General features: G+C 72.2%; 23 protein-coding genes. 6 read left to right on the top strand and 17 right to left on the bottom strand.

The annotated features are described in order from the left end of the window. Positions 1 to 18 precede the first annotated feature (18 nt). Positions 19 to 945: an oxygenase MpaB family protein gene (locus ACZZ9K_RS15475; protein ID WP_463444520.1), complete on the bottom strand. Its 927-nt coding sequence runs from the start codon at positions 943 to 945 to the stop codon at positions 19 to 21. A 95-nt stretch (positions 946 to 1,040) separates the two neighbouring features. On the opposite strand from ACZZ9K_RS15475, the gene ACZZ9K_RS15470 reads away from it, so the two are divergent. Continuing rightward, entirely contained in the window at positions 1,041 to 2,723 is a 1,683-nt protein-coding gene (locus ACZZ9K_RS15470) for a long-chain-fatty-acid--CoA ligase (RefSeq protein ID WP_463444519.1), read from the top strand. Positions 2,724 to 2,793: 70 nt separating this feature from the next. On the opposite strand, the gene ACZZ9K_RS15465 is transcribed toward ACZZ9K_RS15470, so the two are convergent. From ACZZ9K_RS15465 to ACZZ9K_RS15450, 4 genes are all read right to left on the bottom strand, one after another. Further along, positions 2,794 to 3,801, bottom strand: coding sequence for a DMT family transporter (locus ACZZ9K_RS15465; RefSeq protein WP_463444518.1), 1,008 nt, complete (start codon positions 3,799 to 3,801; stop codon positions 2,794 to 2,796). Further along, the gene (locus ACZZ9K_RS15460) at positions 3,798 to 5,699 is read right to left on the bottom strand and encodes an APC family permease (protein ID WP_239001484.1); all 1,902 of its coding nucleotides are present in this window, start codon (positions 5,697 to 5,699) and stop codon (positions 3,798 to 3,800) included. The genes ACZZ9K_RS15465 and ACZZ9K_RS15460 overlap by 4 nt, the downstream gene beginning before the upstream one ends. Positions 5,700 to 5,853: 154 nt before the next feature. Next, a complete protein-coding gene (locus tag ACZZ9K_RS15455) occupies positions 5,854 to 6,177 on the bottom strand; it encodes a hypothetical protein (RefSeq protein WP_463444517.1) in 324 nt (107 codons plus the stop codon). An 11-nt stretch (positions 6,178 to 6,188) separates the two neighbouring features. Next, positions 6,189 to 7,589 (bottom strand): PspC domain-containing protein, encoded by a 1,401-nt coding sequence (locus ACZZ9K_RS15450; protein WP_463444516.1) that lies wholly within the window; start codon positions 7,587 to 7,589, stop codon positions 6,189 to 6,191. 114 nt (positions 7,590 to 7,703) lie between these two features. On the opposite strand from ACZZ9K_RS15450, the gene ACZZ9K_RS15445 reads away from it, so the two are divergent. Next, on the top strand, positions 7,704 to 8,939 hold the full coding sequence (locus tag ACZZ9K_RS15445) for an ATP-binding protein (protein WP_463444515.1): 1,236 nt from the start codon (positions 7,704 to 7,706) through the stop codon (positions 8,937 to 8,939). Beyond that, on the top strand, positions 8,936 to 9,598 hold the full coding sequence (locus ACZZ9K_RS15440; RefSeq protein WP_463444514.1) for a LuxR C-terminal-related transcriptional regulator: 663 nt from the start codon (positions 8,936 to 8,938) through the stop codon (positions 9,596 to 9,598). Before ACZZ9K_RS15445 ends, ACZZ9K_RS15440 begins: the two co-directional genes overlap by 4 nt. Before the next feature lie 15 nt (positions 9,599 to 9,613). On the opposite strand, the gene ACZZ9K_RS15435 is transcribed toward ACZZ9K_RS15440, so the two are convergent. The 10 genes from ACZZ9K_RS15435 to ACZZ9K_RS15390 form a co-directional block, all read right to left on the bottom strand. Then, on the bottom strand, positions 9,614 to 10,462 hold the full coding sequence (locus ACZZ9K_RS15435) for an ABC transporter permease (protein ID WP_051596514.1): 849 nt from the start codon (positions 10,460 to 10,462) through the stop codon (positions 9,614 to 9,616). Next, positions 10,459 to 11,460 (bottom strand): ATP-binding cassette domain-containing protein, encoded by a 1,002-nt coding sequence (locus ACZZ9K_RS15430; protein WP_463444513.1) that lies wholly within the window; start codon positions 11,458 to 11,460, stop codon positions 10,459 to 10,461. Before ACZZ9K_RS15430 ends, ACZZ9K_RS15435 begins: the two co-directional genes overlap by 4 nt. Before the next feature lie 58 nt (positions 11,461 to 11,518). Beyond that, positions 11,519 to 11,872, bottom strand: coding sequence for a hypothetical protein (locus tag ACZZ9K_RS15425; protein ID WP_463444512.1), 354 nt, complete (start codon positions 11,870 to 11,872; stop codon positions 11,519 to 11,521). Between the two features lie 73 nt (positions 11,873 to 11,945). Further along, a complete protein-coding gene (locus tag ACZZ9K_RS15420; protein ID WP_463444511.1) occupies positions 11,946 to 12,311 on the bottom strand; it encodes a hypothetical protein in 366 nt (121 codons plus the stop codon). A 680-nt stretch (positions 12,312 to 12,991) separates the two neighbouring features. Further along, positions 12,992 to 14,599: an inositol monophosphatase family protein gene (locus ACZZ9K_RS15415; protein ID WP_463444510.1), complete on the bottom strand. Its 1,608-nt coding sequence runs from the start codon at positions 14,597 to 14,599 to the stop codon at positions 12,992 to 12,994. Continuing rightward, positions 14,596 to 15,672, bottom strand: coding sequence for an ABC transporter ATP-binding protein (locus ACZZ9K_RS15410; protein ID WP_463444509.1), 1,077 nt, complete (start codon positions 15,670 to 15,672; stop codon positions 14,596 to 14,598). Before ACZZ9K_RS15410 ends, ACZZ9K_RS15415 begins: the two co-directional genes overlap by 4 nt. A 26-nt stretch (positions 15,673 to 15,698) precedes the next feature. Further along, complete coding sequence (locus tag ACZZ9K_RS15405; protein ID WP_017886992.1) at positions 15,699 to 16,511, bottom strand: ABC transporter permease; 813 nt, start codon at positions 16,509 to 16,511, stop codon at positions 15,699 to 15,701. Next, a complete protein-coding gene (locus tag ACZZ9K_RS15400) occupies positions 16,508 to 17,542 on the bottom strand; it encodes an ABC transporter permease (protein WP_463444508.1) in 1,035 nt (344 codons plus the stop codon). The genes ACZZ9K_RS15405 and ACZZ9K_RS15400 overlap by 4 nt, the downstream gene beginning before the upstream one ends. Then, positions 17,539 to 18,696 carry an extracellular solute-binding protein gene (locus ACZZ9K_RS15395; protein ID WP_463444507.1) on the bottom strand — a complete coding sequence of 386 codons (1,158 nt, stop codon included), beginning with the start codon at positions 18,694 to 18,696 and terminating at the stop codon, positions 17,539 to 17,541. The genes ACZZ9K_RS15400 and ACZZ9K_RS15395 overlap by 4 nt, the downstream gene beginning before the upstream one ends. A 501-nt stretch (positions 18,697 to 19,197) precedes the next feature. Continuing rightward, a complete protein-coding gene (locus ACZZ9K_RS15390; RefSeq protein WP_138802767.1) occupies positions 19,198 to 20,148 on the bottom strand; it encodes a hypothetical protein in 951 nt (316 codons plus the stop codon). Positions 20,149 to 20,273: 125 nt separating this feature from the next. Here ACZZ9K_RS15390 and ACZZ9K_RS15385 point away from each other — a divergent pair, with 125 nt between their 5' ends. Both ACZZ9K_RS15385 and ACZZ9K_RS15380 read left to right on the top strand, forming a co-directional pair. Continuing rightward, positions 20,274 to 20,696, top strand: a complete 423-nt coding sequence (locus tag ACZZ9K_RS15385) for a DUF3054 domain-containing protein (RefSeq protein ID WP_221935163.1) — start codon at positions 20,274 to 20,276, stop codon at positions 20,694 to 20,696. Continuing rightward, positions 20,693 to 21,706: a LacI family DNA-binding transcriptional regulator gene (locus ACZZ9K_RS15380; RefSeq protein WP_138802765.1), complete on the top strand. Its 1,014-nt coding sequence runs from the start codon at positions 20,693 to 20,695 to the stop codon at positions 21,704 to 21,706. The genes ACZZ9K_RS15385 and ACZZ9K_RS15380 overlap by 4 nt, the downstream gene beginning before the upstream one ends. Before the next feature lie 302 nt (positions 21,707 to 22,008). On the opposite strand, the gene ACZZ9K_RS15375 is transcribed toward ACZZ9K_RS15380, so the two are convergent. Both ACZZ9K_RS15375 and ACZZ9K_RS15370 read right to left on the bottom strand, forming a co-directional pair. Further along, complete coding sequence (locus ACZZ9K_RS15375) at positions 22,009 to 22,323, bottom strand: hypothetical protein (RefSeq protein ID WP_463444506.1); 315 nt, start codon at positions 22,321 to 22,323, stop codon at positions 22,009 to 22,011. Positions 22,324 to 22,733: 410 nt separating this feature from the next. Further along, positions 22,734 to 23,699: a DUF3097 domain-containing protein gene (locus tag ACZZ9K_RS15370; protein WP_463444505.1), complete on the bottom strand. Its 966-nt coding sequence runs from the start codon at positions 23,697 to 23,699 to the stop codon at positions 22,734 to 22,736. 80 nt (positions 23,700 to 23,779) lie between these two features. Between ACZZ9K_RS15370 and ACZZ9K_RS15365 the strand changes: the two genes are divergently transcribed. Beyond that, positions 23,780 to 24,829, top strand: a complete 1,050-nt coding sequence (locus ACZZ9K_RS15365) for a zinc-dependent alcohol dehydrogenase family protein (protein WP_463444504.1) — start codon at positions 23,780 to 23,782, stop codon at positions 24,827 to 24,829. Positions 24,830 to 24,915: the final 86 nt, after the last annotated feature.

Below are 24,915 nucleotides of genomic sequence, written 5' to 3'. Positions count from 1 at the left end.
TCGCGGTGACGGCCGTGGTCAGGCGACCGCGCTGCCGTCAGTGCGCTGCAGGCGCGCGATGCGCCGCCGCGCGGCTCGTTCGGAACCGGTCTGGTCGTCGAGCACCGCACCGATCCCGTCGAGCACGAGCTTCGTGGTGCGGACCACCGGCAGCTCCACCGGGCCGACGATCGGCGCACGGAGGCCGAGGAGCGACCGGTGCCGCGGGTCGAGCGTGGACACCGCTCCCTGGAACACGGCGCGGTAGCCGGGTCGGAGCAGGCGGGACAGCGGCGGGTCCTTGATGAACCGGACGACGTCTCGGGTGCGCGAGTCGACCAGGAGTTCGCCGCGGTCGAGGTACCCGTTCATCTGGGCACGGAGCTCCGCCTCGGACTCGGGCGGGTCGACGATGCGCATGAGGCGCCCGGCCTCGGCCCACTCGCGCACGTAGGCGTCCGCGCCTCCGGGGATCGGGCCGCCCCAGCACTGGGCGGCGCGGAGGAACGCGTCGGTGAAGGCGAGGTGCACCCAGCGTGCCAGGTCCGGGTCGTTGGCCGCGTAGGGACGGGTGGTGCCGTGCGCGTCGACGTACTGCCCACGGACGCGCTCGTGCAGCCGGAGCACCCAGTCGCTGCCGCTGCGGGCGGTCTGCCGGTCGCCGTACGTGACGGTGGCGATCCACCGGCTGGTGCCCGCCAGACGACCGAACGGGTCCTCGCGGTACCGGGAGTGGTCGGCGACGCCGGCGAGCGCGCCGGGGTGCAGTGCCTGGACGAGGAGTGCCCGCACGCCGGCGACGATGCCGTGGCTCCCGCCGTGTACCGCCCACGTGGCGGAGCCCGGACCGAAGAAGCCCGCGTCGGTGCCGTGTTCCAGGTCGTCCATCCAGGCTTCCGTGCCGGTCGAACCACCCGTGAACGTCTGGTTGAGGCGGGACCGGAAGACATCGGAGACAGTGGACATGTCGTCATGTTCCGTCCGTCACCTGGGCGCGGGGGTGGCATCGCGCAAAGTGGCCCTCCCAGCGTGCACGGGGGTCGCCCACTAGGTTGGGTCGGGTGAGCATCGACACGCCTCGTCCCTGGCTTGCCTCGTACGCCCCGGGGGTCCCGCACGACATCGAGGAACAGAGTGGTTCCCTGTACGACCTGGTCGAGCAGTCGGCCCGGAAGTTCCCCAGGCAGGTCGCCCTCGAGTTCTTCAAGCGCACCACGAGCTACGCCGACCTCGAGGAGCAGATCCTCCGCGCGGCGAACGGCCTGCGGAAGCTCGGCGTGGGCGCGGGCGACCGCGTCGCCATCGTCCTGCCGAACTGCCCGCAGCACATCGTGGCGTTCTACGCGGTTCTGCGGCTCGGCGCGATCGTGGTCGAACACAACCCGCTGTACACGCCGCGGGAACTCCGCCACCAGTTCGAGGACCACGGCGCCAAGGTCGCCATCGCGTGGGACAAGTCCGTCGCGACGCTGCAGGACTTCCCGGCCGACGTACACCTCGACGCGATCGTCTCGGTCGACATCACCCGCGCCATGCCCCGGAGCACCCGACTCGCCCTGGCGCTGCCGGTCGCGAAGGCCCGCGAGTCCCGCGCGAAGCTGACGGCGAAGGTGCGCGGCACGGTCAAGTGGGACGACCTCGCCGACACCCGCAAGCTGTCGAAGCGGCACCCGCGGCCGGCCACCGACGACGTCGCGCTGATCCAGTACACGTCCGGCACCACCGGGACGCCGAAGGGCGCGGTGCTGAGCCACCGGAACCTGTTGGCGAACGCCGCGCAGGCCCGGGCGTGGGTGCCGCAGATCCGCCGCGGCGACAACGTCGTGTACGCGGTGCTGCCGATGTTCCACGCCTACGGCCTGACGCTCTGCCTGACCTTCGCGATGAGCATGGCCTCGCGGCTCGTGCTCTTCCCCGCGTTCGACCCCGCCCTGGTCCTGACGGCGATCAAGCGCCACCCGCCGACGTTCCTGCCGGCCGTGCCACCGATCTACGCCCGGCTGCAGCACGCGGCCGACTCGGCGAAGGTGTCACTCAAGGGCATCGAGATCGGCATCTCCGGCGCCATGCCGCTGTCACAGGACATCGTCGAACCGTGGGAGGCCCGGACCGACGGCTACCTGGTCGAGGGCTACGGCCTGTCCGAGTGCTCCCCGGTCCTGATGGCCAACCCGGTCTCCCCCGAGCGTCGACTCGGATCGATCGGCCTGCCGCTGTCCTCCACCGAGGCGCGGGTGGTCGACCCCGACGATGACACGAAGGTGCTCGGCATCGACGAGCCCGGCGAACTGCAGGTCCGTGGCCCGCAGGCGTTCCGCGGCTACTGGGGCAAGGCCGAGGCCACCGACGAGGTCTTCACGCCCGACGGCTGGTTCCGCACCGGCGACATCGTGGCCATCGACGCCGACGGGTACGTCCGGATCGTCGACCGCCTCAAGGAACTCATCATCACCGGCGGCTTCAACGTGTCGCCGTCCGAGGTCGAGGACACCCTGCTGAAGCACCCCAGCGTCAAGGAGGTCGCGGTCGTCGGCATCACGCAGGGCGGCAACGAGCAGGTCGTCGCCGCGGTCGTGCCGAAGGACCCCGCGACGTTCGACGGGGCCGCGCTCCGGGCCTGGTCGCGCGAGCACCTGGCGGCGTACAAGGTGCCGCGCCGGGTCGTCGTGGTCGAGGACCTGCCGCGCTCGATGATCGGCAAGGTGCTGCGGCGGAAGGTGCGGGACCAGATCCTCGACGGCTGACGGGTGGGCGCCGGGCGCCGGTCCGGCTGACGCGTGGGCGCCGCTGCTGGTCAGCGCGCGCCGCCGCTGATCAGCGGCCGCGCCGATCGGGCAGCGCCAGCACGGACAGCCCGGCCACCACCAGCACGATCCCGGCCCATCCGCCGGTCCCCAGGCGCTCCCCCACCACGAGCACCGCCAGCACCGCGGCCACGACGGGCTCGAGCAGGGACAGCAGCGTCGCGACCGACGCCGTCACCGTCCGGAGCCCGAGCGCGTACAGCGAGTGGCCGATCACCGTCGGCACCAGCGCCAGGTACAGGAACACCGGCCAGTTGTCGGCGTCGGTCAGGAACGGCCCACCCGCCACCACGGCGAGCACGACGAGCGGCACCGCGGCCACCCCGAACACCGCACCGACGAGCCCGCGTTCGTTCGGCCCGCGGGCAGCCCGTGCGGCGGCGACCCCGACGTCCCCGCCGACACGCATGCTGTCGGACTCCGCGCGGACGACGGCGATCGGCATCCGGCTCGTCGCGGCGTGCATCCCCCGCGCCACCGCCCACGAGTACAGCGCGTACGTCAGACCGGCGACCAGGGCGCTGCCGACCCCGACCACGAGTGACCGCCCGCCGCCGTCGTGCTCGGAGCGCGCGAGGGTGACGACGACCATGCCGACCACGCTCACCACGGTGGCGAGGACCCACCGACGGGTGACGCCTCTGCGGTCGACGACCCACTCGACCAGGCCGGCGAAGACGGGCGACGACCCGATGGCCAGGGTCGTACCGAGCGCGACCCCGGCGTCGGCGAGGGCCGCGTAGAAGGCAACCGCGTAGACCACGAGCGATGCGGCACCGAGCAGTGCCCAGCCGCGGGTGCGGCGCTGGGCGACGGCACGCAGCGTGCCCCGGCCCGCGGTCGCGGCGAGCACGAGGCCGCCGAGCCCGAAGGTCACCGCACCGAACACGAACGCCGGCACACCGGGCGCGAAGTGCGTCGCGGTCCCGGTGGTGCCCCAGACCGCTGCGGCGACGGCGATCGCCGCCAGGCCGCCGACGGGCCTGGAGGCACGCCCCGCGCCCGGTCCGTGCCTCACGAGACGTGGACGCTGGGCCGTCGGTTGACCTCGGGTTCCGCTTCGCGCAGGACCTCGCGCGTGACGGGGGCGACGTCGCCTGCGCCGGTGAACACGAAGCGCAGGGCGTTGCGGATCGGGCTGCCCTCGTTCCACTCGAAGTAGATGCTCGGCACCACCCCGGCGAGGTCTCGGATGGCGAGGAGCGTCGACGCGATGGTGTTCGGGACGTTGCCGGAGCGGACCTTGAGCACGCGGAACCCGTGGATGACGTGGCCTTCGACGACGAGGTCCTCTTCGAAGTCGGAGGAGTCGGCGGGCAGGACCTCGAGGAACATCGTCGGCACGCGGGCCGGGATGCCGGAGTCGCGGCGTTCCTCGCGCCCCTTCGCCCGGTACGCCTCGGCCGTGCCGGCACCGGGCTCGTTCGCGATGATGCAGACCGAACTGAACTGGTCGGCGTCGGCCTCGACGAACTGCCTGGCGGTCGCGTCGAGCTCGATCGACGACGCACGGAGCTCGAACGAACGCCGCACGCGCGAGATGAGCGACACCACGACGATCGCGATGATGAAGATCGCGGCGATCCGCACGCCGTCGGGCCGCTCGATGACGTTGGCGACCGTGGTGTAGACGAACACGACCGAGATCACACCGAACGCGATGGTGCGCTTGCGCTGCTGCTTGCGGCGCGCGGACAGCGTCACCGCGACCGCGGCGCTCGTGATGAGCACCAGCACGCCGGTGGCGTAGGCGCCACCCTGGGCGTCGACGTCGGCCTGGAAGATGATCGTGATGACGAACGCGATGAGCGTGAAGATGATCACGAGGGGACGCACCGCACGCGCCCACTGCGGTGCCATGCCGTAGCGGGGCAGGAACCGCGGCACCAGGTTGAGGAGCCCCGCCATCGCGCTCGCGCCGGCGAACCACAGGATGGCGACGGTCGAGAAGTCGTAGATCGACCCGAACACCCCGCCCATGTACTCGTGCGCCAGGTACGCCAGGGCACGGCCGTTCGCACCGCCGCCCGGCTGGAACTCGTGCTGCGGGATGAGGAACGTCGTCACGATCGACGACGTGATGAGGAACGAGCTCATGATGAGCGCCGCGACGGTCAGCAGTCGCTTGGTTCCGCGGATCCGGCCCTCGGGGCGGTCGCTGGTGTCGTCGGTGGCGTCGCCGCGGACCTGCGGCATCACCGCGACGCCGGTCTCGAAGCCGGAGAGCCCGAGCGCGAGCTTCGGGAACACGATCAGGGCGATGCCGACCATCACGAGCGGGTTGCTGTGCTGTGCCGTCAGCCCGGACCACCAGTCGCTCGCCACCATCGGGTTCTCGAACACGTGCCAGAGGGCGACGATGATGACGACGGCGTTCAGGGCGAGGAACACCGCGACGAGTCCGACCGCGATGCCGATGGCCTCCTTGAACCCGCGCAGGAACACGATGCCGAGCAGGAGCAGCAGCGCCAGGGTGAGCGGCACCGGGATCTCGGTGAACCAGTGCGGCGTGTACGGGTTCTCGGCGATGTGCGCCGTGGCGTCGGCCGCCGACAGGGTCATCGTGATCATGAAGTCCGTCACGGCGAACCCGAGCAGCACCAGCACGAGGAGCTTGCCCGCCCACCACGGCAGGAGCTTCTCGAGCATCATGATCGACCCGGCGCCCCGGAAGCTGTCGTGGGCGATCCGACGGTAGACCGGCAGCGCCCCGAACAGCGTGACGAGCACGAGGACGATCGTCGCGATCGGCGACAGCAGCCCCGCGGCGAGCGCGGCGATGGCGGGTTGGTACCCGAGGGTGGAGAAGTAGTCGACGCCGGTCAGGCACATGACCCGCCACCACGGGTGGGTCTTCTCGACCTCGACCTGGTGCGGGCCCTGGTGCGAGGCGCCCTGGTCGGCCCCGTGCAGCATCCACCGGCGCAGGCGGGTGCTGCGGTCGAGGGGCTGCTCGGTGGCGTCGCGCTGGGCGGCCCGCTCGGCGTCTGTCGCGGTCACGTGGATGATGCTAAGCCGTCCGGGTGACCCCCGTGCACACCTGGACAGCCCGGCGCACGGAGCGGTCCGACTAGCGCCGTGTGCGGGACAGGGCCGCCACGATCCCCGCCACGACCAGCAGCACACCGGCGGCGATGCAGGCGGCCAACAGCAGGGTCGTGGTGTCCACTGAGAACATCGGCAGCGCACTCACGGCCATCGCTCCGGCGAACACCAGGAGCAGCACGCCCCAGAGGATCGTGCCGAAGCGTGCACCACCACGTCGGGGCCGGCAGGCGGGCCGGTCCGGAGCCACCGGGGAGGCCACCGGTGCAGTCGCCGCGTCGTTCGTGGCACCGTCGTTCGTCGAGCCGTCGTCCGTCGGGTTGTCGTTGGTCGTGCTGTCCGTCGTCATCGTCCCGTTCCTCACTCGCCGACCGTGGTCGCCCGCGGCACCTCGACGCCACCGCCGAGGATCCACAGGTGCACCGTCGTCGTCTCGTCCGCATCGGCCGTGCGTGCCGCACGGTTCTCGAGCGTGGTGGTCCGGAGCACCCCACCGGTGCCGTCGTCGTCGCCCCCGCCGGTGTCGATCCCGTAGCCGACACCACTCACCTCGACCCGCACCGGCAGGTCGGTCGGCAGCAGCACCTCGGCTCCGCCGGCGCCCAGCCAGAGGCTCACGTCGCCCCCGACGGCCGACGCCTCGAGTCCGCGGAGGTCCAGGGTGGGACCGCCCGCCAGCATGGCGAAGTCCCGTTCGGTCCCGGAGGCGGCGCGTTCGACCTGCCACGTCGTGCCGCCGATCAGCGAGACCTGGGTGCCGGCTGGCAGGACCCCGGTGACCACCAGGGCCACCGCGGCGATCGTCGAGAACAATCCGAGCACGTCGTCGTCACGGCCGCGGATCCCCGCGACGATCGTGGCGATCGCCAGAACCGCGAGCGCCGCGGCGATCCCGAGGACCGGGACGGACCACCCGGCCTGCTGCGCCCAGAAGGCGACCCCGGCTCCGGCGACGAGTGCGAGTCCGAGGGACACGGCGACGTACGACGCCCCGGGGCGTCGCTCGGCCCGCTCCGCCCGCCGTTCGGCGGTCCGCTCGCGTTCCGCGCGCAGCCGCTCCTCGTGCTGCCGTCGACGGTCCTCGGGGCTCACCGGTGCACCCCACTGCCAGGAGGCCCGACCCGCGTCCAGCGCGCCGGTCGCCTCCGCGGTCCACGCGTCCCGGGCCGGGCGCGGCTCCTCGGGGCTGGTCCAGAAGTCGCCCCGCGGTGCGGCGGTCGGGTCGGTGCCGGTGCCGGTGCCGGTGCCCACTGTCCGATCACCGTTCACCCCGCGTCGGGCCAGGACCACGATGAGCCACACGATCCCGCCGACGAGCACGATGCTCCACCCGGTGGCGAGGGTCGCCTCGAGCCAGCCGGGCATCCCCCAGGCGTCCGGGACCCCCTGCCACCAGAGACCCCGGGCCGCGGGCACGAACGTCAGTGCCACGAGCGCGGCGATCGCGATGAGCGCCGGGTCGAGGACCCCGCGGATCATCCGTTCGACGTGGATGCGTCCGGCGGTGTCGGGCAGCAGCGCCCAGCCGACGGCGTAGGCGAGGAAGACCGGTCCGCCCAGCAGCGCGACGACGATCGTCACGCCGCGGACCACGAGGGGGTCGAGCCCGGTGCGGCGGGCGACGGCGCCGCACACGCCGGCGAGCCAGCGGTCGTCGGTGCGCGCGATGCCGAGGCCGCGGACCCAGTCGAAGAACCGGGTCGTCGAGTCGGCGCTGCCGGCGGCGGTGCCGGGAGCGGAGTCGTGCTGGTGATCGGTCATGGCCACCAGCATCCCGGCAGTGCTGCGCCGGCACCATCGGGGTTCCCCCTGACCGGTCCCTGATCCCGGCCCCGGATCCTGCTGTGACCGCCGTCCGGGTGCCAGGATTGCCCCATGGCCACCGCGACGATGACGCGCCCGACCCCCAGGGTCGTCGGCGGGGTCTGCAGCGGGTTCGCGGCGCACACCGGGCTGCCGGTCGGGGCCGTCCGGCTCGCCACCGCGGTCCTGGTGGTCTGCGGCGGCGCCGGGCTGCTGCTGTACGCCTGGCTCTGGGCGACCGTGCCGAGCGCAGCCGCCGGGGCAGCCGTCGGAAGCACACCGCTCAAGTCCGTGCTGACCCCTGCCACCGACGTCGACCAGGACGAGCCCACCGCGTCTGCCCGCCGCGCCCCGGTCGTCGAGATCCTGCTCGGCGTGGCCCTGCTCGCCGCCGCCGGCGCGGTGGTCGCAGCGCGGATGGGCGCGGCGGTCCCCCTCGAGGTCGTCGTGCCCGGCGTCGTGGTCGTCACCGGCGCCGCACTCGCCTGGCGGCAGTTCGACGCGCTCCGCAACGTCCGCACCGCCGGGTCCTCCGCCCTGGTCGTCCGGGCGCTCGGAGCCCTGGTGCTCGTCGTGCTCGGCATCCTGCTGTTCTTCACGACGAGCAGCCGCCCGAACGTCTGGACCGTGCTGACCGCCGCGGTCGCCGTCTTGGTCGGGGTCGCCGTCGTGGTCGCCCCGTGGGTGGTCCGACTCGTCCGCGACCTCGCCGAGGAACGCGCCGCCCGCGTCCGCGACCTCGAGCGCGCCGAGTTCGCGGCACACCTGCACGACTCGGTGCTGCAGACCCTCGCCCTCATCCAGCAGAAGGCCGAGCCGGGTTCGGACGCGGCACGGTTGGCGCGGGCGCAGGAGCGCGAACTGCGGTCGTGGCTCTTCACCGAGCGGGCTGAACCGGCGCGCGACCTCGGCGCGCAGCTGCGGGACACAGCCGTGGACATCGAGGCCGAGTACCCCGCCCGCATCGAGGTCATCGCGGTCGGCCCCGCCCGAAGCGACCTGCCGGACGGGCTCGTCGCCGCCGCCCGCGAGGCGATGCTCAACGCCGCCCGGCACGCCGGTGGCACCGTGAGCGTGTACGCCGAGACCGCCGGTGACCGGGTCGAGCTCAGCATCCGCGACCGCGGCCCGGGCTTCGACGTCGACTCCGTGCCCGCGGGCCGGTACGGCGTCCGCGAGTCGATCATCGGCCGGATGCAGCGCCTCGGCGGCCACGCGACCATCGCGCCGGGGCCGGGCCGCACCGGCACCGAGGTCCGGCTGACCCTGCCGCTCGCACCCGCGGCCCACGACGAGGAGCACGCATGACCGAACCCGCCCCGTTGACGGTCGCGATCGTCGACGACCACTCCATCTTCCGAGCCGGCGTGCGCGCCGGGCTGCCACCGGGCCTCCAGGTCGTGGGTGAGGCGGCGACCGTCGACGAAGCCGTGACGCTCGTCGCGGCCACGCGCCCGCGCGTCGTCCTGCTCGACGTGCACCTGCCGGGCGGCGCCGGCGGCGGCGGTGCCGAGGTCATCACGCGGTCCGTACCGGGGAACCCGGACACCCGGTTCCTCGCGCTGAGTGTGTCGGACGCCGCCGACGACGTGGTGCGGGTCATCCGGGCCGGCGCCCGCGGGTACATCACGAAGAGCTCGTCGAGTGCCGAGGTCGCCGAGGCCGTGGCCCGCGTGGCGGACGGTGACGCGGTCTTCTCGCCGCGCCTGGCCGGCTTCGTGCTCGACGCCTTCGGAGCGGTCAGCGGCGAGACGGCGCAGCACGACGCCGAGCTGGACCGCCTGTCCGCCCGCGAGCAGGAGGTCATGCGACTCATCGCGCGCGGGTACGCCTACAAGGAGGTCGCGACGGAGCTGTTCATCTCGGTGAAGACCGTCGAGACACACGTGTCGAAGGTCCTGCGGAAGCTCCAGCTGTCGAACCGGCACGAGCTGACCGCGTGGGCGCTGCAGCGCAAGCTGCTCTGAGCGTCCACGCCGGTCTCACTTCGCGCTGATGCGGGTGTACTTGTTCACCGCCCACGGGACGAAGACCACGAGCATCACGGCGATGCCGATCAGCACCGTCAGCACGGGGTGCTGCATCGTCCAGATGTCCGGTACCGGCGCGGACCCGACGTTGCCGAACAGCTCCCGCGCGGCCTGCACGAGCGACGACACCGGGTTCCACTCCGCGAACACGCGCAGCACCAGCGGCAGGGTGTCGCTCGGCACGAACGCGTTCGAGATGAACGTCAGCGGGAACAGGATCATGAACGAGGCGTTGTTGATGACCTCGGGCGTCTTGACGCTCATGCCGAGCAGCGCCATCACCCAGCTGAACGCGTAGCTGAACAGCAGCAGCAGGGCGATGCCGGCCAGGAACTCGAGCGGCGACGAGTTCACCCGCCACCCGACCGCCAGGCCGGTGAGCATCATGATCGCCATCGAGATCGAGTTCAGGACGAGGTCGGAGTTGGTGCGCCCGACCAGGACCGCGGACGCCGACATCGGCAGCGTCCGGAACCGGTCGATCAGCCCTTCCTTCAGGTCCTGCGCCATCGCCGATCCGGAGAACGTCGCACCGAACACCACGGTCTGCGCGAAGATCCCCGCCATCAGGAACTGCGTGTAGTCGGTCCCCTGCACCTGGATGGCACCGCCGTACACCTGGCTGAACAGCAGCACGAACATGATCGGCTGCAGCACGGCGAACACGAGCATGTCCGGCGACCGCTTGAGCTTGATGAGGTTCCGCTTGGTGACGGTCCAGCCGTCCTCGACCCAGACGGCGAGCGGCGAGGTGACGACGACGGGCAGCTGGCGGCCCGGCGCGAGGGACGTGGTGGTCATCGTGCCGTCTCCTTCTGCTTGCTGGCCGAGGGTTCGTCGGCGTCGTCGTCCGTCGCGGCGTGTCCGGTCAGGCGGAGGAAGACGTCGTCGAGGGTCGGGCGTCGCATGCCGGCGTCGTGGAGTTCGATGCCGGCCGCGCCCAGGTCGGCGAGCACGCGCTGCAGGGCTGCCGGACCGGCCTCCACCGCGATGGCACGGGTGCGGCCGTCGCCCGAGGTCTCGACCTCGCCGACCCCGTAGCGGCGCAGCACCGTGGTCGCCGCGTCGCCGTCGGCCTCGTCGACCAGGGTGACGACCACCCGGTGCCCGCCGACCTGCGCCTTGAGCTGGTCCGCGGTGCCCTCGGCGATGACCGCCCCGTCGTCGATGACCGCGATGTCGTCGGCGAGCCGGTCGGCTTCCTCCAGGTACTGGGTGGTGAGGAGCACCGTGGCGCCCTCGGCCACGAGGTCCTCGATGATGCCCCAGAGCGCCAGCCGGCTGCGGGGGTCGAGGCCCGTCGTCGGCTCGTCGAGGAACAGCACGCGCGGGTTCATCACCAGCGCCCCGGCGAGGTCGATGCGTCGCCGCATGCCGCCGGAGAAGCCCTTCACCGGACGGTCGCCCGCCTCGGACAGGTCGAAGACGTCGATGAGCTCCCGGGCACGATCGCGCGCTGTCCTGCGGCCCAGGTGGTAGAGCCGCCCGATCATCTCGAGGTTCTCGAACCCGGTCAGGTTCTCGTCGACCGCGGCGTACTGCCCGGACACCCCGATCGACCGCCGGGTGGCCTGCGGGTCGGCGATCACGTCGATGCCGTCGATCGTCGCGGTGCCCGAGTCCGGCGTGATGAGGGTGGTGAGCACCTTCACCACCGTGGTCTTGCCCGCGCCGTTCGGCCCGAGCAGCGCCTTCACGGTGCCCTGCGGCACCGACAGGTCGAGTCCGGCCAGCGCGTGCACCGGCCCGGACTTCGACCTGTAGGTCTTGGTCAGCCCGGAGGCTTCGATGATGGCCATGTCGCTCCTTCGTCGGACACGGTGGGTACCCGGGGTCCGGTGGAGCGACGGACGTCACTCAGACGTCGAAGTCACCACCACCGAAGTCGCTGAAGCCACCGCCGAAGTCGGATCCGCTGTCGCCCCAGCCCGCACTGTCGAAGCCGCCGCCGTCGGATGCGCCGCCGTCGGACGCCCCGGCATCGCCGGATTCAGCACCAGTGTCCTCCGAACCACCGTCACCCGCAGCGTCGGTACCGCCATCGAACGAACCGGGGTCCGGCAGGAAGGCGCTCATGATCGCCGAACCGATGACGTAGCCGGCCACCGTCCCGAGGATCGAGGCGCCGATCATGCTGCCGAACGACGGGCCGCCGCGCTGGCCGCCGAAGCGTCCGCCGGCACCGCCGACGCCGCCGAGCGAGCGCTCCATGAAGCCCGGCTGGCGGATCTCGGAGCGGGTCGCCGACTGGGCGAGCGAGCGCGGGTCGTCGCCACGGGGCGCCTCACCGGGAGGCGCGGTCCGGGGTGAACTCGTCGTAGACCATGCGGCGCTGCTCGTCGGTCAGCTTGGCGAAGGCCTCGGCGTGGACCTCTTCGATGCGCTCCGGCGGGGCCGTGCGGAGCAGGTAGCGGTAGCGCTCGACCGCACGCTCGTCGTCGGTCGTCGCGCCCTGCTGCTGCGTCGGTGCACCGCCCCACTGCGGGACGCCGTACTGGCCGCCCTGCGGTGCGGCCGGTGCCGGCTGCTGGTAGGACTGCTGGCCGTACCGGTAGCCCTGCTGCTGCGGCGGCTGCCCCCACTGGTTCTGCTGTGCGTCAGCGGATCGGTCACGCTCCGGACGTCCGAGCAGGCGGTCGAGGAATCCCATGGTCGATGCTCCTTCGGGTGCACGGTGGGTCCGGTCGGACCCGTCGTGGACTGCAACACTACGAACCGCCGGCCTTCGATGACTGAGCGCCCGCTCAGAGTCGGCCGGGAGGCGCGTGCCGGGCTGGCACCGTGCCTCCAGTCCGCACCGTGCGCACCTGCACACCCCGTGCGCGGTTCCCAGCCCGTGCACGCTTGCAGCACCGCACCCGGCAGCCAACCCCGCACCGGATCGCAGGTGCGCACCGTGCGCACCACCCACCGGCCGGGAGGCGCGTGCCGGGCTGGCACCGTGCCTCCAGTCCGCACCTGCGCACCTGCGCACCCCGTGCGCGGTTCCCAGCCCCGTGCGCGCCCGCAGCCCCGCACCCGGCAGCCAACCCCGCACCGGTTCGCAGGCCCCCGCACCGTGCGCACCACCCACCGGCCGGGAGGCGCGTGCCCACCTGGCACCGTGCCTCCAGTCCGCACCGTGCGCACCTGCACACCCCGTGCGCGGTTCCCAGCCCCGTGCGCGCCCGCAGCCCCGCACCCGGCAGCCAACCCCGCACCGGATCGCCGACCCCTCACCGTGCCCACCTGCACACCCCGTGCGCGGTTCCCAGCCCCGTGCACGCCCGCAGCCCCGCACCCGGCAGCCAACCCCGCACCGGATCGCAGGCCCCGCACCGTGCGCCGTGCTCACCCCGCGGCCAGCGCCGCCGTCCACACCGCGTGCAGCTCGTCCGCGGCACCCGGGTGCGCCACGAGGAACGGCTCCCCCACGGGCGGGAAGCCCTCCACGGGCCCGGACGGCGTCAACACGACGCCCCCGGCCTCGTGCACGAGCAGCACCGCGGCACCGTGGTCGACCGGGTTGAACGCCGAGACGCAGCCGCCGATCCCGCGCCCGGCCGCGACCTGGGCGATGGTCAAGGTGCCCGATCCCTGCACCCGGAGCGTGCACGACCGGTCGGCCAGGGCGTCGAGGAACGCCCCGAACCCCGGCCACGGGCGGTGTCCGTCGAGCTCGGTGCCGACGACGGCGCCGGCGAGCGGCCGGGGTGTGTCGTCGAGTCGGAGCTGGCGGTCGCGCAGGGTGGCGCCGCGGCCACGTCGGGCCTCGAGCACCTCGCCGCGCCAGGGGTCCGCGACGACCCCGACGAGCGGGCGGCCGCCACGGGTCAGGCAGAGCGACATCGAGGTCCAGGGCACGCCGTTGGCCAGGTTGGTGGTGCCGTCGACGGGGTCGAGGAACCAGCGGTGCCGGTCGCCGGGGGCCTCGCCGTACTCCTCGCCGGTGAACCCGTGCGTCGGGAACACCATCCGCACGCGGGAGCGGACGTGCTGCTCCACCAGGCGGTCGACGTCGGTGACCAGGTCGGCGGGGTTCGCCTTGGTCCGGACCTCACTGACCGGGTGTTCACGCGTGTAGGCGATGACCTCGTGGGCGATCCGGTGGGCCAGGGCCTGGGCGCGCGAGGCGACCTCGGTCTCGGTGGGCTCGCGGTCGCGCTCGGGCCAGCCGTCACGCTCGGCCGCCGACAGGGCTGCCCCGATGGACCCGACGTCGTTCGTGGTGATCGAGTCGACACCGAGGCGGGCTGCCCAGATCGCGGGCTCGACGTCGTCGATGGTCCAGACGGCGACGCGCAGGCCCAGGGCGTGCGCGACCTCGACGGTGCGCGGGGTGAGGAACGCGACGTCGAGGTTGAGCGTCGACGGGTCGAGCGCCTCGAGGTCCGCGGCGACGGGCGGGTCGAGCGACTCCCACGCCAGCCAGACGTCGGCGTCGGGCAGCACGGAGCGGACGGCCGCCATCGCCGCCGGCGCCCCGCACCAGGCCACCGCGGTGGAGCCGGTGAAGCCCGCGACGGTGCGGGCGGCGACCAGGGCGTCCTCGGCGTCGGTCAGGTCGACGAGCAGGGTGGACCGGCAGCCGTCGAGCCGTTCGAGTGCACCGTCGAGCCGCGGGATCCGGTCGAGGCCGTTGCCGAGCCGGGCGACGTCACACCAGTCGACGTCGGACACCCGGCGGGCGTCGCCCCACATCCGGCCGAGGGTCTCGTCGTGCACCAGGACGGCGACGCCGTCGGCGGTGCGACGGACGTCGACCTCGATGACCTCGGCGCCGAGCGCCTCGGCGACCGCGATGGCGGGCAGGGTGTTCTCACGCCGGACGCGCGGCGCACCGCGGTGGGCGACGAGGCGTGGCGGACGCACGCCGGGCCTGGCGTCCGGGCTGGCCGAGACCACACGGTCGACCGCAGCCCCAGCGGAGACCGTCGACGTCGGGACCCCGGCGCTCATCGGGCGACCTCGAGCAGCACGCCGTCGCGGTGGACGAGCACCTCGCCCAGGCGCACCCCGGTCTCGGTGCCGACCGCCGGCGGCGGCCCGGTGACGTAGGCGCGGAGTTCTGCGCCGTCGGTGCTGAGCACGACCTCGGCGAAGTGCCCGCGCATGAGCACCCGCGCGACCGTCGCGCGGATCGGCGAGTCGTCGGTGAGCACGACCTGCTCGGGGCGGATCACCACCGTGTCGGCCGCCGTCGGGCTGACCGACGTGCCGGCGAGGAACCGGCCGGTGACGACGCTCGTCGACCCGATGAACGACGCGACGAAGCTCGTGGCGGGGCGGGCGTAGAGCTCCGTCGGGGTCGCGATCTGCTCGATCCGGCCGTCGTGCATGACGGCGATCCGGTCGGAGATGCTGAGCGCTTCGTCCTGGTCGTGCGTGACGATCACGGTCGTGATGCCGAGGCGCTGCTGGATGCGGCGGATCTCGTCGCGCACGCTCACGCGGAGCTTCGCGTCGAGGTTCGACAGCGGTTCGTCGAGGAGCAGGACGTCCGGCTCCTGCACGATGGCGCGGGCCAGGGCGACGCGCTGCTGCTCACCGCCCGAGATCGCGGTCGGCTTCGAGCCCGCGTGGTGGCCCAGGCCGACGAGCTCGAGCGCGTCGCGCACCCGCTCGGCGACCCGCTGCTTCGGCACCCGTCGGGTCCGCAGCGGGAACGCGACGTTCTGCGTCACCGTCATGTGCGGCCAGAGCGCGTAGTTCTGGAACACCATCGCGCTCGGCCGGCGCTCCGGTCCGAGCGACGTGACGTCGCGGCCCCCCATGGTCACGACGCCGCCGTCGGCGGGCAGGAACCCCGCCACCATGCGGAGCGTCGTGGTCTTGCCGCAACCGGACGGGCCGAGGAGCGAGACGAGCTCGCCCTTCGCGACGTCGAGGTCGATGCCGGCGACGACGTCGCGTCCGCCGAGCGTCTTGCGCAGTCCGCGGATGGTGAGTCCGCCGGAGCGGGTCCGGTCCGTCGTGCTGCCGTCGGCCTGGAGGCCCGGTGTGCGTTCCGCGACGAGCGCCTTGTCCGTCATCTGGTCGCCTTTCGTGCTGGTGTGGGTCATCGGATCTGGAAGCCGTCCGCCAGGCGGCCGCCCATGATGTGCTTCCGGGCGAGCAGCAGCAGGACCACGGACGGGATGCTCAACGCGATCGCGAACACCGCCGAGACCTGGCGTGGGGAGTTCAGGACGAGCGAGTACATCGCCGTCGGCATCGTCATGTACGTCGGGGCGCCGACCAGGTACGTGCCCTGCGCCTCGTCGAAGGACGCCAGGAACGACATCACCATCGCGACGAGGATCCCGGGCCAGGCGATCGGGAACGTCACCTTCCAGAAGGTGCGCCAGCGGCTCGCCCCGGCATCGCGGGCGGCTTCCTCGAGGGACCGCGGCACGGCCGAGAAGGCTGCGGCGGGCAACCACGTCATGAACACGACGCAGCCCAGCACGTGGACGATGAGGATGCCGGTGACCGTGTTCATGAGGTTCAGCGCGGTGAACATCGCCGACATCGTGACGAAGAGGCCCATCTTCGGGAACGCGTTCGTGGCGAACAGTCCGACGAGCACGAGCCGCCGCCCCGGGAACTCGATGCGGCTGATCGCCCACGCGGCGGGCAGGCAGACCACCGCGGCGATGAGGACCGTGAGCGGGGCGAGGACGAGCGAGTTCTGCACCGCGACGGCCAGGCTGCGGTCCTCGAACACGGTGCCCCACCACTGCAGGGTCCAGCCGTCGGGCAGCAGGTTCGGGTAGGTCCACGTCGTGGCGAAGGCACGGGCGGCCAGCCAGACGAGCGGCCCGAGGATGAACACGGCCAGCACGATCGCGGTCGCCCAGACGAGGGCGTTGCCGGTCAGACGCTTGATCACTGCTGCTCCTGACGCTTCTTGTCGAGCTCGCCCGCGTTCGAGCGGACCGTCGAGCGGAGGTAGAAGACGCTCGCGGCCGCGGCGAACGCGAACACGATGAACGCCATCGCCGTCGACTGCTGCGGACGGTTGTAGGCCTGGAAGTACTTCGAGATGTCGACGCCGAGCATCGTCGGGGCGTTCGGACCGGTGAAGTACGGCACGGTGAACGAACCGAGGACCCCGATCACGGTGAACGTCGTCGCGATGACGAGCGGGGTCGCGGCCATCGGCAGGAGCACCTGCCAGACGACGCGCCAGGTGCTCGCCCCGGCATCCTTCGCGGCCTCGACCAGTGCGTCCGGGGTGCCCTGCAGCGCCCCGGCGATCATGAGCACCGCGAACGGCAGGCTGGTCCAGACGCTGCCGAACACCACGGCGACGAGGGTGTAGCCCCACACCGGGACGTCGAGGCCGAACTGGGCACCGAGGCTCCGGAGGAACCCCTGCGCGTCGGTGAAGGTCAGGATCGACCAGCTCGCGATGACCACCGGCACGAAGATCGGCACCACGGCCAGGACACTGAGGGTCTTGCCGAGGAAGCCTCCGCGGAGCCGCAGGATCACCGCGACGACGACCGCGAGCCCCACGGTCAGGCCGGTCGACAGTGCGGTGACGCCGAGCGTCGCGACCAGGTCCCGCAGGAACGTGGCGTTGCCGAGCAGGGTGGCGTAGACCGCGAACGAGAAACCGCGCACGGTGTCGCCGCCGATGTCGGCGAGCGCCTGGTTCAGGCCACCGGTGAACCCGAGGCTGAACAGGGCGGCGTTCACCACCGGGACGCCGACGAACAGGACGACGACCAGCACCGGGGCGGCGACGAGGGCGAGGCCCTGCCACCGCCGGCGGCGGGCCAGCCGCTCCTGCGCCGTACGCCCGCTGGCGGGGTGCGCCGGGCCCTGGGCGTGGGGCGGGACGGGCGGGAGGCCCATGGCGGAGTCGCCACGGGCCTCCCGGCCGGTTGCCGGGCCGTCCTGGACGGTCTGGGTCACTGCGGGACCTTCGCGTCCCACGCCGCGTTCATGTCGGCGGCGAAGTCGCTCTGGAACCCGAGGCGGAGCTGCGAGGGGTTCGCGTCGGCGAACTGCTCGGCGACCGACGCCGGCAGGCTGTCGAGCGGGATCACCGGGTAGCCGGAGACGGCGCTCGCGACGAGCTGCTGCCCCTTCGAGCTCAGCACGAAGTCGGCGAGCTTCTCGGCTGCCGCCTTCTTGGCCTTCGGCTCGGTCTTGGGGATGCCGAGGAAGCTCGCGCTGCCGGTGAACGACGGGTCGTCGATCTGCACCGCCTTGACCGTCTTCGGGATGATGCCGCTCTTCTGCGAGGTGATGAACTGGTCGCTCCAGACCGGGGCCATCGCGATCTGGCCACTGCCGAGCAGCTGCACGACCTGGTCGTTGCCGTTCGGGTAGACGCCCTTCTGGTACGTCGACGGGCCGAGGTCCTTCAGGGCCGCGAAGCCCTTGTCCCACTTCGACTCGAGCGACTTGTCGTACTTCGTCTGCATCGTCTCCTGCTCGGCGGGCGTCAGGTACTTCGCGAGCACCGTGGCCACGAACGAGCCACCCGAACCGCCGGACGACGGGGAGTTGTAGGCGAACTCGCCCGGGTTGGCCTTGATCCAGACGAGCAGGTCGTCGAGGGTCTTCGGCGGGTCCGTGACCTTCTTCGCGTCGTACGCCAGCAGCACGCTCGAGGCGCGGTACGGGATGGCGCTGTCGCCGCCCTGCTGTTTCGTGGCGTCCGGGACGTCCTTCAGGTTCGGGATGGTGCTGTCGCTGACCTTCGCCATCAGCCCGGCCTTGCCGGCGGTGGTGACGAAGCCGGCGTCGACGAGGTCGTAGGCGACGGACTTGCCGGCCTTGACCGCGGTGGCGAGGTTCGCCTGGGTCTGGGCGTCGTGCTCGCCGTGCAGGTCGATGCTCGTGCTGACGTGGATCTTCGGGTTCGCCTTCTCGAAGGCGGGGATGAGCGACTTGTCCCAGAGGTCCTGGACGTTGGTGTCGCCGCTGATGAACACGGTGAGGTTCGTGCTGCCGCCGCTGGTGTCTGCGGCGTTCGAGGCGTTGGCGCTCTGGACGCAGCCGGAGAGTGCGACGGTCGCGGCTGCCGCGATGGCGAGGCCGGCGAGGACTCGGGTCTTCACGTGGGTTCTCCCTGTTCCGTGGTGGTGCGGTGGGGTCGTGCGGGGTGGGGTGTGCGGGGCTGTGCGGGCGGGCAGTGTGGGAACGTTCCCGCGCCGGGGTCGAGTGTGGCGCTGCCGGGTGAACTCCGGGTGCCTCCGGCGTCGCCGCCGGGTGAACTCCGGGTGCGGGCGGCGTCGCCGCCGGGTGAACTCCGGGTGCGGGCGGCGCGGGCGCGTGCGCGTCTCGCTCTGGTGCGACCGCGATGCTGTGCGCCCGGAGCGGTGAGTGGCGCACGGTGCGAGTTCCGCCGACCCGTGCGAGGTTGACGGCTCCGTGCCCGGCTACAACCCTGCACCGAGCGAGATGCTCGCCCCCGAACGGCGAAGGATGCACGGTGCGCGGCCCCGTTCGCTGCCGATGACCCCGCACCGAGCAGCCAGGTCCGCGGTTGGCGACGAACCGCGCACCGTGCGCACTGGCAAGAGGCCGAACGATCTCGCACGGTGCGTGACTGATACCCCTCAGCGCGACATGCGGACTCCGGCCTGGCGGAGCTTCGCGCGGAGGACCCACTCGTTGCGCAGGTCCGACCAGGTGAGCCGCACCACGGTTCGCACCTCGGGGAACGCGCGGAGCCGGTCTTCCCGGATCTTCTCGTCGAACAGCGCTTCCTCCGGCGTCCGTCCCCGCAGGTACGCACCGCTCCGGTACTTCACGGCTCCGTCGAACTCGACCACGACCCCGGCATCCGGGAACCAGAAGTCCACGACGATGTCCGGCTCGCCGAGCGCCCGGAAGCGGTGCTGGAGGACCGGCGGTGGTGTCCCGAACTGGTCGAACCGTGCTCGTGCGTACGACTCCCCCGGTGAGTCCGATGCGGCATCGGCGAACCCGATCGCCCGGAGTGCGCGACGTCGTCCTTTCTGCCCGCGCCGCTCGATCGCCGACCGGACGTCTTCGCGCTCGACCTCGCGCCGGAGGAGCGCATCGAGGGACACGACTGCGTCGGTGAACGGCAGTGTGAGTGCGAGGTCGGTCGCCAGCCGATCGAGTCCGCACAACAGCAGTCCGTCGGGCGTGGCGACCGGACGCTCGTTCCGTTCGGCGTCGAGGTCGGCGTGCACCACGAAGGTCGCGTTCGTGGTGCGCCGGTCGGCTCCGCGCGAGGTCACGTGGATCCGTGTCGGTGGCGGGGTGAGCAGGGGCACACCGAAGACGACGGCGGCGGAGACGTGTGAGATCAGGTCTCCGGGGCGGATCCGGTCGGCGAACGAGCGCAGCCGGAGGTGGTGCTGCTCACTGGGGCGGAGTGCGGTCCATCCCGCCGACTCCACGTACAGCCCGCGTGCTACCCGGGTGAGCTCCCCCGCAGCTGCCCGACGTCTGATGACATCGGACTCGTCAGGGCGCTGGGCGGACGTTCGGAACGTGAGGACTTCGGGGACCGGTGCGAGCTTGAGGTTCATCGACATACTCGAGATGCTCCGGATCGTCCGCCTTCGGAGCAGCACCGCAGGGGACTGCTGTGGAGGACCAGCCGCGCCGAGCACCTTGTGGAGGAATGAGCGAGCAGCCCGGGGCCTGCGAGAATGAGCGGGTGAACGCACGCACCTGGGGTTGGCTCGCAGCCGTCATCGACGTCGTCCTCATCGTCGTCTTCGCACTCATCGGGCGCTCGTCGCACGGTGAGGCCAACACGGCGCTGGCGCTCTGGACCACCGCGTACCCGTTCCTGGCCGGTTGGGCGATCGGGTACGTGACGAGCGGGGCCTGGGCTCGACCGCTGCGCTTCTGGCCGACCGGCATCGTGGTCTGGATCCTCACGGTCTTCGTCGGTCTGGCCATCCGCGTCGCCACCGGCCAGGGTGACGTCGACGGCAACCCGCTGCCGATCTCGTTCGTCATCGTCGCGACGATCGTGCTCGGGGTGTTCCTGCTCGGCTGGCGCGCGATCGCCCGCGGCGTGCTCCGGTTCACCGCGTCGCGGTCGCGACGGGACGCCGCAGCGTCCGACGCGTGAACGGCAGCCGCGGTTCCCAGCCGACGATCCTCGACGTCGCCGCACGTGCGGGGGTCTCGAAGTCGGCGGTGAGCCGCGTGCTCTCCGGGACCGGACGGTTCTCGAACGAGACCCGCGAACGCGTCGAACGAGCGGCAGCCGAGCTCGGGTACGTCGCGAACGCGATGGCTCGGGGGCTGGTCAGCGGGCGCACGAACACGATCGGGATGCTCGTCCGGGACGCCTCGTCCATGGTCTACACCGCACTGCACGCCGTGATGGAGCGCCGAGCATCGGAGCTCGGCTACCGCGTCGTCACCACGACGGGCGTCGGTCGGGTCGAGGACGAGAAGTCCGCCCTCGCCGCACTCGTGTCGATGCGCGTCGACGGCCTCGTCGTGTGCAGCGGCCTGATGCCGTCCGCCGACATCGCCGAGTTCGCGGCCCGGATCGCCACCGTCGTCGCCGGTCGGCCCGAGCTGCACCCGGCGCTCTCGAGCGTCTACTGCGACGAGGTCGACGGTGGGGCTTCCATCGCGGATGCCGTCGCCGATGCCGGCCACACCACAGCCGTGGTGTTCACCGTCCCGCTCGACAACGCGATCACGCAGCACGCGCGATCCTCGGCGATGCTCGAGCGGCTCCGAGCACGTGGCGTCCGGGTGATCGACATCGACGCGAGCTTCGTGCGGCCACCCGACGACCTCGCCGCCGACCTGGTGGACGCCGTGCAGGAGTCGGGCGTGACCGCGGTGATGTGCCCGACCGACCGGCTGATGCTCGACGTGTGCGAGGCGCTCGCCCGCCGGGGCGTCGAGGTCCCGCGCGACCTCTCCGTCACCGGGTTCGACGGCGTGTACCCGCTGGCGAGCGACTGGATCGGCTTCACGACCCTCGAGCAACCGATCGAGCGCATCGGCCGCGAGGCCATCGATCTCGTCATCGGCCGCATCGACGACCCCACGCGCCCGGTCGAGCACCGCTCACTGCGCGGCACCGTGATCCCCGGCCGCACCCTGCTCCCCCGCTGACGCCGACCCGCCGACCTCGCACGGTGCGCGTCGACTCAACCCGTGCAGGCTCCGGGCCTCGCGCACGATGCGAGGTCGCTCAAACCGAGCACGATTCGTGATGCGGTGCGAGGCTCGAGAAGCACGCACGGTGCGAGGTTCGTCAAGCGGTACCACCGTGATGGCTCGGTGCGGCGCTACAAGCGTGCACCGAGCGGGCAACCTCGCACGGGCCGACACAGACAGCACCGTGCGGCTTCGACCCACGGCCGCAGCCACGGCCGCAGCCGCACCCGCAGAAGCGAGTGCCCGCCCGCCCGCGCCTAGAACAACCCGCTGCGCGGGCCGTCCTCCGGCCCGTCGAACCCGCGGAACATGTCCGACACCAGCGCCTCGATCTGCGGCTCCACGAGCCGTTCGACGGCCTCGGCGATCCGCGGCCGGTGGTCGATGAGCGCCAGGCACACCGCGGTACCGGTCGACCGCGCACACTCGTCGGACAGCGCGATCTCGTGTCGGAGCGCGGCCTTCGCCTCGTCGGACAACGGCTCGCGCGGCGTCTGCTCCCCCGCACCGGTGCCGGCCAGCTCGCCGAGCGTGAACAGGAACGGCGACCCCGGCGACGGCTCGGGGTCCACGTCGAGGCCCTGGAACTCCGGCGACAACCCCCTCGGCCGGCTGGTACCCCGCGTGCCGTTTCCGGGCCGCCGCCCGCTCGAGTTCACGCTGCAGCAGCGGCAGGTTCTTCGCCGTGTAGTCGTCGACGGCGTCCTCGACGATCGTCGAGATCCGCCCGATCAGCGCGTGCTGGACGGCGTGCGGCACGTCGGGTCCGAACCCCGCGGCCGCGGCGATCGGGGACCCGGTGCACTTCCGGCAGATGCGCGTGCGCGGGCGGGCGGTACCGATCTGCCAGCGCGGCAGCCAGCGCAGCCACACGTCGACCGCGCCCCGCACGCGACCGTCGATGCCGTCCATCCCTCAACAGTAGGCCTGGAGGCGCGGATCACCCCCGGCGCACCGCGCCGGTCGGGCAATCCACCGGTTCTCAGGCCTGTGGTTCCGTCACGAAGTCGATCAGCTCCTCGACACGGCCGAGCAGCTCCGGCTCGAGGTCGGCGAAGGTGCGCACCTGCCCGAGGATCCGCTGCCATGCCCGAGCGATGTCGGCCTGCTCGGCGTGCGGCCAGCCGAGCGCCTGGCAGATGCCCGCCTTCCACTCGATCGAGCGCGGGATCGTCGGCCACGCCCGCAGCCCGACCCGCGCCGGCTTGACCGATTGCCAGACGTCGACGAACGGGTGCCCGACGACGAGCACGTGCGCTCCCCACTTGCCACGCATGACGGCGTCGGCGAAGCGGGACTCCTTCGACCCGGGCACCAGGTGGTCGACCAGAACCCCGACCCGGCGCTCCCGCGTCGGCTGGAACTCGTCGAGCACGGCGGCCAGGTTGTCGACGCCGGAGAGTTCCTCGACCACGACGCCCTCGACGCGCAGGTCGGCGCCCCAGACCTTCTCGACGAGTTCCGCGTCGTGCTTGCCCTCGACCATGATGCGGCTGGGGAGCGCCACCCGAGCACGCTGCGACTCCACGGCGAACGATCCGGACGCGGTGCGGAGCCGACCACCGTCGGACGCCTGCCGCACGGCGGGCGCGCCCCCGGGCCTCCAGTCCGCGTGCACGGCACCGACGGAACCAGCAGCACCCGCGCGGCCAGCGGTACCAGCAGCACCAGCCCCGGCCGACCGCCCGACCGGCGCCGACGGCCGCCCCAGCGTCACCAGTTCGCCCTCGAGCAGGAACTGCCCGGTGAAGGGGAAGGAGCGTGTGCGGCCCTTCCAGTCCTCGAGCGCGATGTTGCCCGCCTCGAGCCCCACCACGGCACCGGCCCACCCGGAGTCCGGGTCCTCGAGCACCATGTCCCGTTCGAGCGGCACCTGCCGCACCTTCTTCACTCCGCGCGAGCGCCAGTCCCCCGAGAGCACATCGCCGCCGTACCGGTCGTCGTCCACCCGCACGAGGGTACTGTCGACGACGGCCCGGACGACGTCGACCGCGCCGGTTCCCCATCATCTCGACGGAAGGCCCGCCCGTGCGCGCAGCGATCATCCACGCCCCGAACGACATCCGCGTCGAGGAGCGCGACCGACCCGGGCTCCTGTCCGGCAAGGACGTCGTCGTCAAGGTCCTCGCGGCCTGTGTCTGCGGATCGGACCTCTGGCCCTACCGCGGCGTCACCGAGACGAAGCAGCCGCGGCCGATCGGCCACGAGCTCGTCGGCGAGGTCGTCGCCGTCGGTGACGACGTCACCGGCCTGCACGAGGGCGACTTCGTCATCTCCCCCTTCACCATGAACGACGGCACCTGCCAGGCCTGCCGCAACGGCATGACCACCGGCTGCGACCACCTGTCCGGCTTCGGCAGCACGGACGCATACGGCGACCCCGTCGGAGGTGCACAGGCCGAGTACGTGCGGATCCCGGACGCCGACGCCACGCTCGTCGTGGTCCCCGGCCCGGTCGACCCGGCCCTGGTGCCGTCGCTGCTCACCCTGTCCGACGTCTTCTCGACGGGGCACCACGCCGCCGTGTCGGCAGCGGTCGGCCCCGGCAAGACCGTCGTCGTGGTCGGCGACGGCGCGGTCGGCCTGTCCGCCGTGCTCGCCTCGAAGCGGCTCGGTGCGGAGCGCATCATCGCGATGAGCCGGCACGCCGACCGCCAGGCGCTCGCCCGCGAGTTCGGCGCGACCGACATCGTGGCCGCCCGTGGTGCCGAGGGCGTCGATGCCGTCCGGGAGCTCCTGGCCGGCGACCTGGCCGACTGCGCAGTCGAGGCCGTCGGCACCGAGGAGAGCATGGACCAGGCACTGCACTCGGTGCGCGCCGGTGGCAACGTCGGCTTCGTCGGGGTCCCGCACGGGGTGCCGACGATCGGCACGCGCTACCTGTTCGACACGAACATCGCCATCGCGGGCGGCATGGCCCCGGCCCGGAAGTACATCCCCGAGCTGCTGCCCGACGTGCTGTCCGGCGCGATCGACCCCGGTCGCGTCTTCGACCTGGAGCTGCCGCTCGACGAGGCCGCCGAGGCCTACCGCGCGATGGACGAGCGCCGGGCCATCAAGGTGCTGCTGCGGCCGTAGCGGCGCGCGTCGTGGACGCAGCGGCAGACGGACGGGAGGCCCGTGGCGGCATCGCCACGGGCCTCCCGTCCGTCATCTGGTCGCGT

The sequence above is a fragment of the Curtobacterium sp. AC268 genome, from assembly GCF_979258745.1.
This window is presented reverse-complemented; position numbering and strand designations above follow the sequence as displayed.

Excerpts from the sequence above, each read along its gene's own strand:
- ACZZ9K_RS15475 (WP_463444520.1), bottom strand. The coding sequence starts at position 945 with ATGTCCACTGTCTCCGATGTCTTCCGGTCCCGCCTCAACCAGACGTTC.
- ACZZ9K_RS15460 (WP_239001484.1), bottom strand. The coding sequence starts at position 5,699 with ATGCTGCACGGGGCCGACCAGGGCGCCTCGCACCAGGGCCCGCACCAG.
- ACZZ9K_RS15455 (WP_463444517.1), bottom strand. The coding sequence starts at position 6,177 with ATGACGACGGACAGCACGACCAACGACAACCCGACGGACGACGGCTCG.
- ACZZ9K_RS15450 (WP_463444516.1), bottom strand. The coding sequence starts at position 7,589 with ATGACCGATCACCAGCACGACTCCGCTCCCGGCACCGCCGCCGGCAGC.
- ACZZ9K_RS15445 (WP_463444515.1), top strand. The coding sequence starts at position 7,704 with ATGGCCACCGCGACGATGACGCGCCCGACCCCCAGGGTCGTCGGCGGG.
- ACZZ9K_RS15440 (WP_463444514.1), top strand. The coding sequence starts at position 8,936 with ATGACCGAACCCGCCCCGTTGACGGTCGCGATCGTCGACGACCACTCC.
- ACZZ9K_RS15435 (WP_051596514.1), bottom strand. The coding sequence starts at position 10,462 with ATGACCACCACGTCCCTCGCGCCGGGCCGCCAGCTGCCCGTCGTCGTC.
- ACZZ9K_RS15430 (WP_463444513.1), bottom strand. The coding sequence starts at position 11,460 with ATGGCCATCATCGAAGCCTCCGGGCTGACCAAGACCTACAGGTCGAAG.
- ACZZ9K_RS15425 (WP_463444512.1), bottom strand. The coding sequence starts at position 11,872 with ATGGAGCGCTCGCTCGGCGGCGTCGGCGGTGCCGGCGGACGCTTCGGC.
- ACZZ9K_RS15420 (WP_463444511.1), bottom strand. The coding sequence starts at position 12,311 with ATGGGATTCCTCGACCGCCTGCTCGGACGTCCGGAGCGTGACCGATCC.
- ACZZ9K_RS15415 (WP_463444510.1), bottom strand. The coding sequence starts at position 14,599 with ATGAGCGCCGGGGTCCCGACGTCGACGGTCTCCGCTGGGGCTGCGGTC.
- ACZZ9K_RS15410 (WP_463444509.1), bottom strand. The coding sequence starts at position 15,672 with ATGACGGACAAGGCGCTCGTCGCGGAACGCACACCGGGCCTCCAGGCC.
- ACZZ9K_RS15390 (WP_138802767.1), bottom strand. The coding sequence starts at position 20,148 with ATGTCGATGAACCTCAAGCTCGCACCGGTCCCCGAAGTCCTCACGTTC.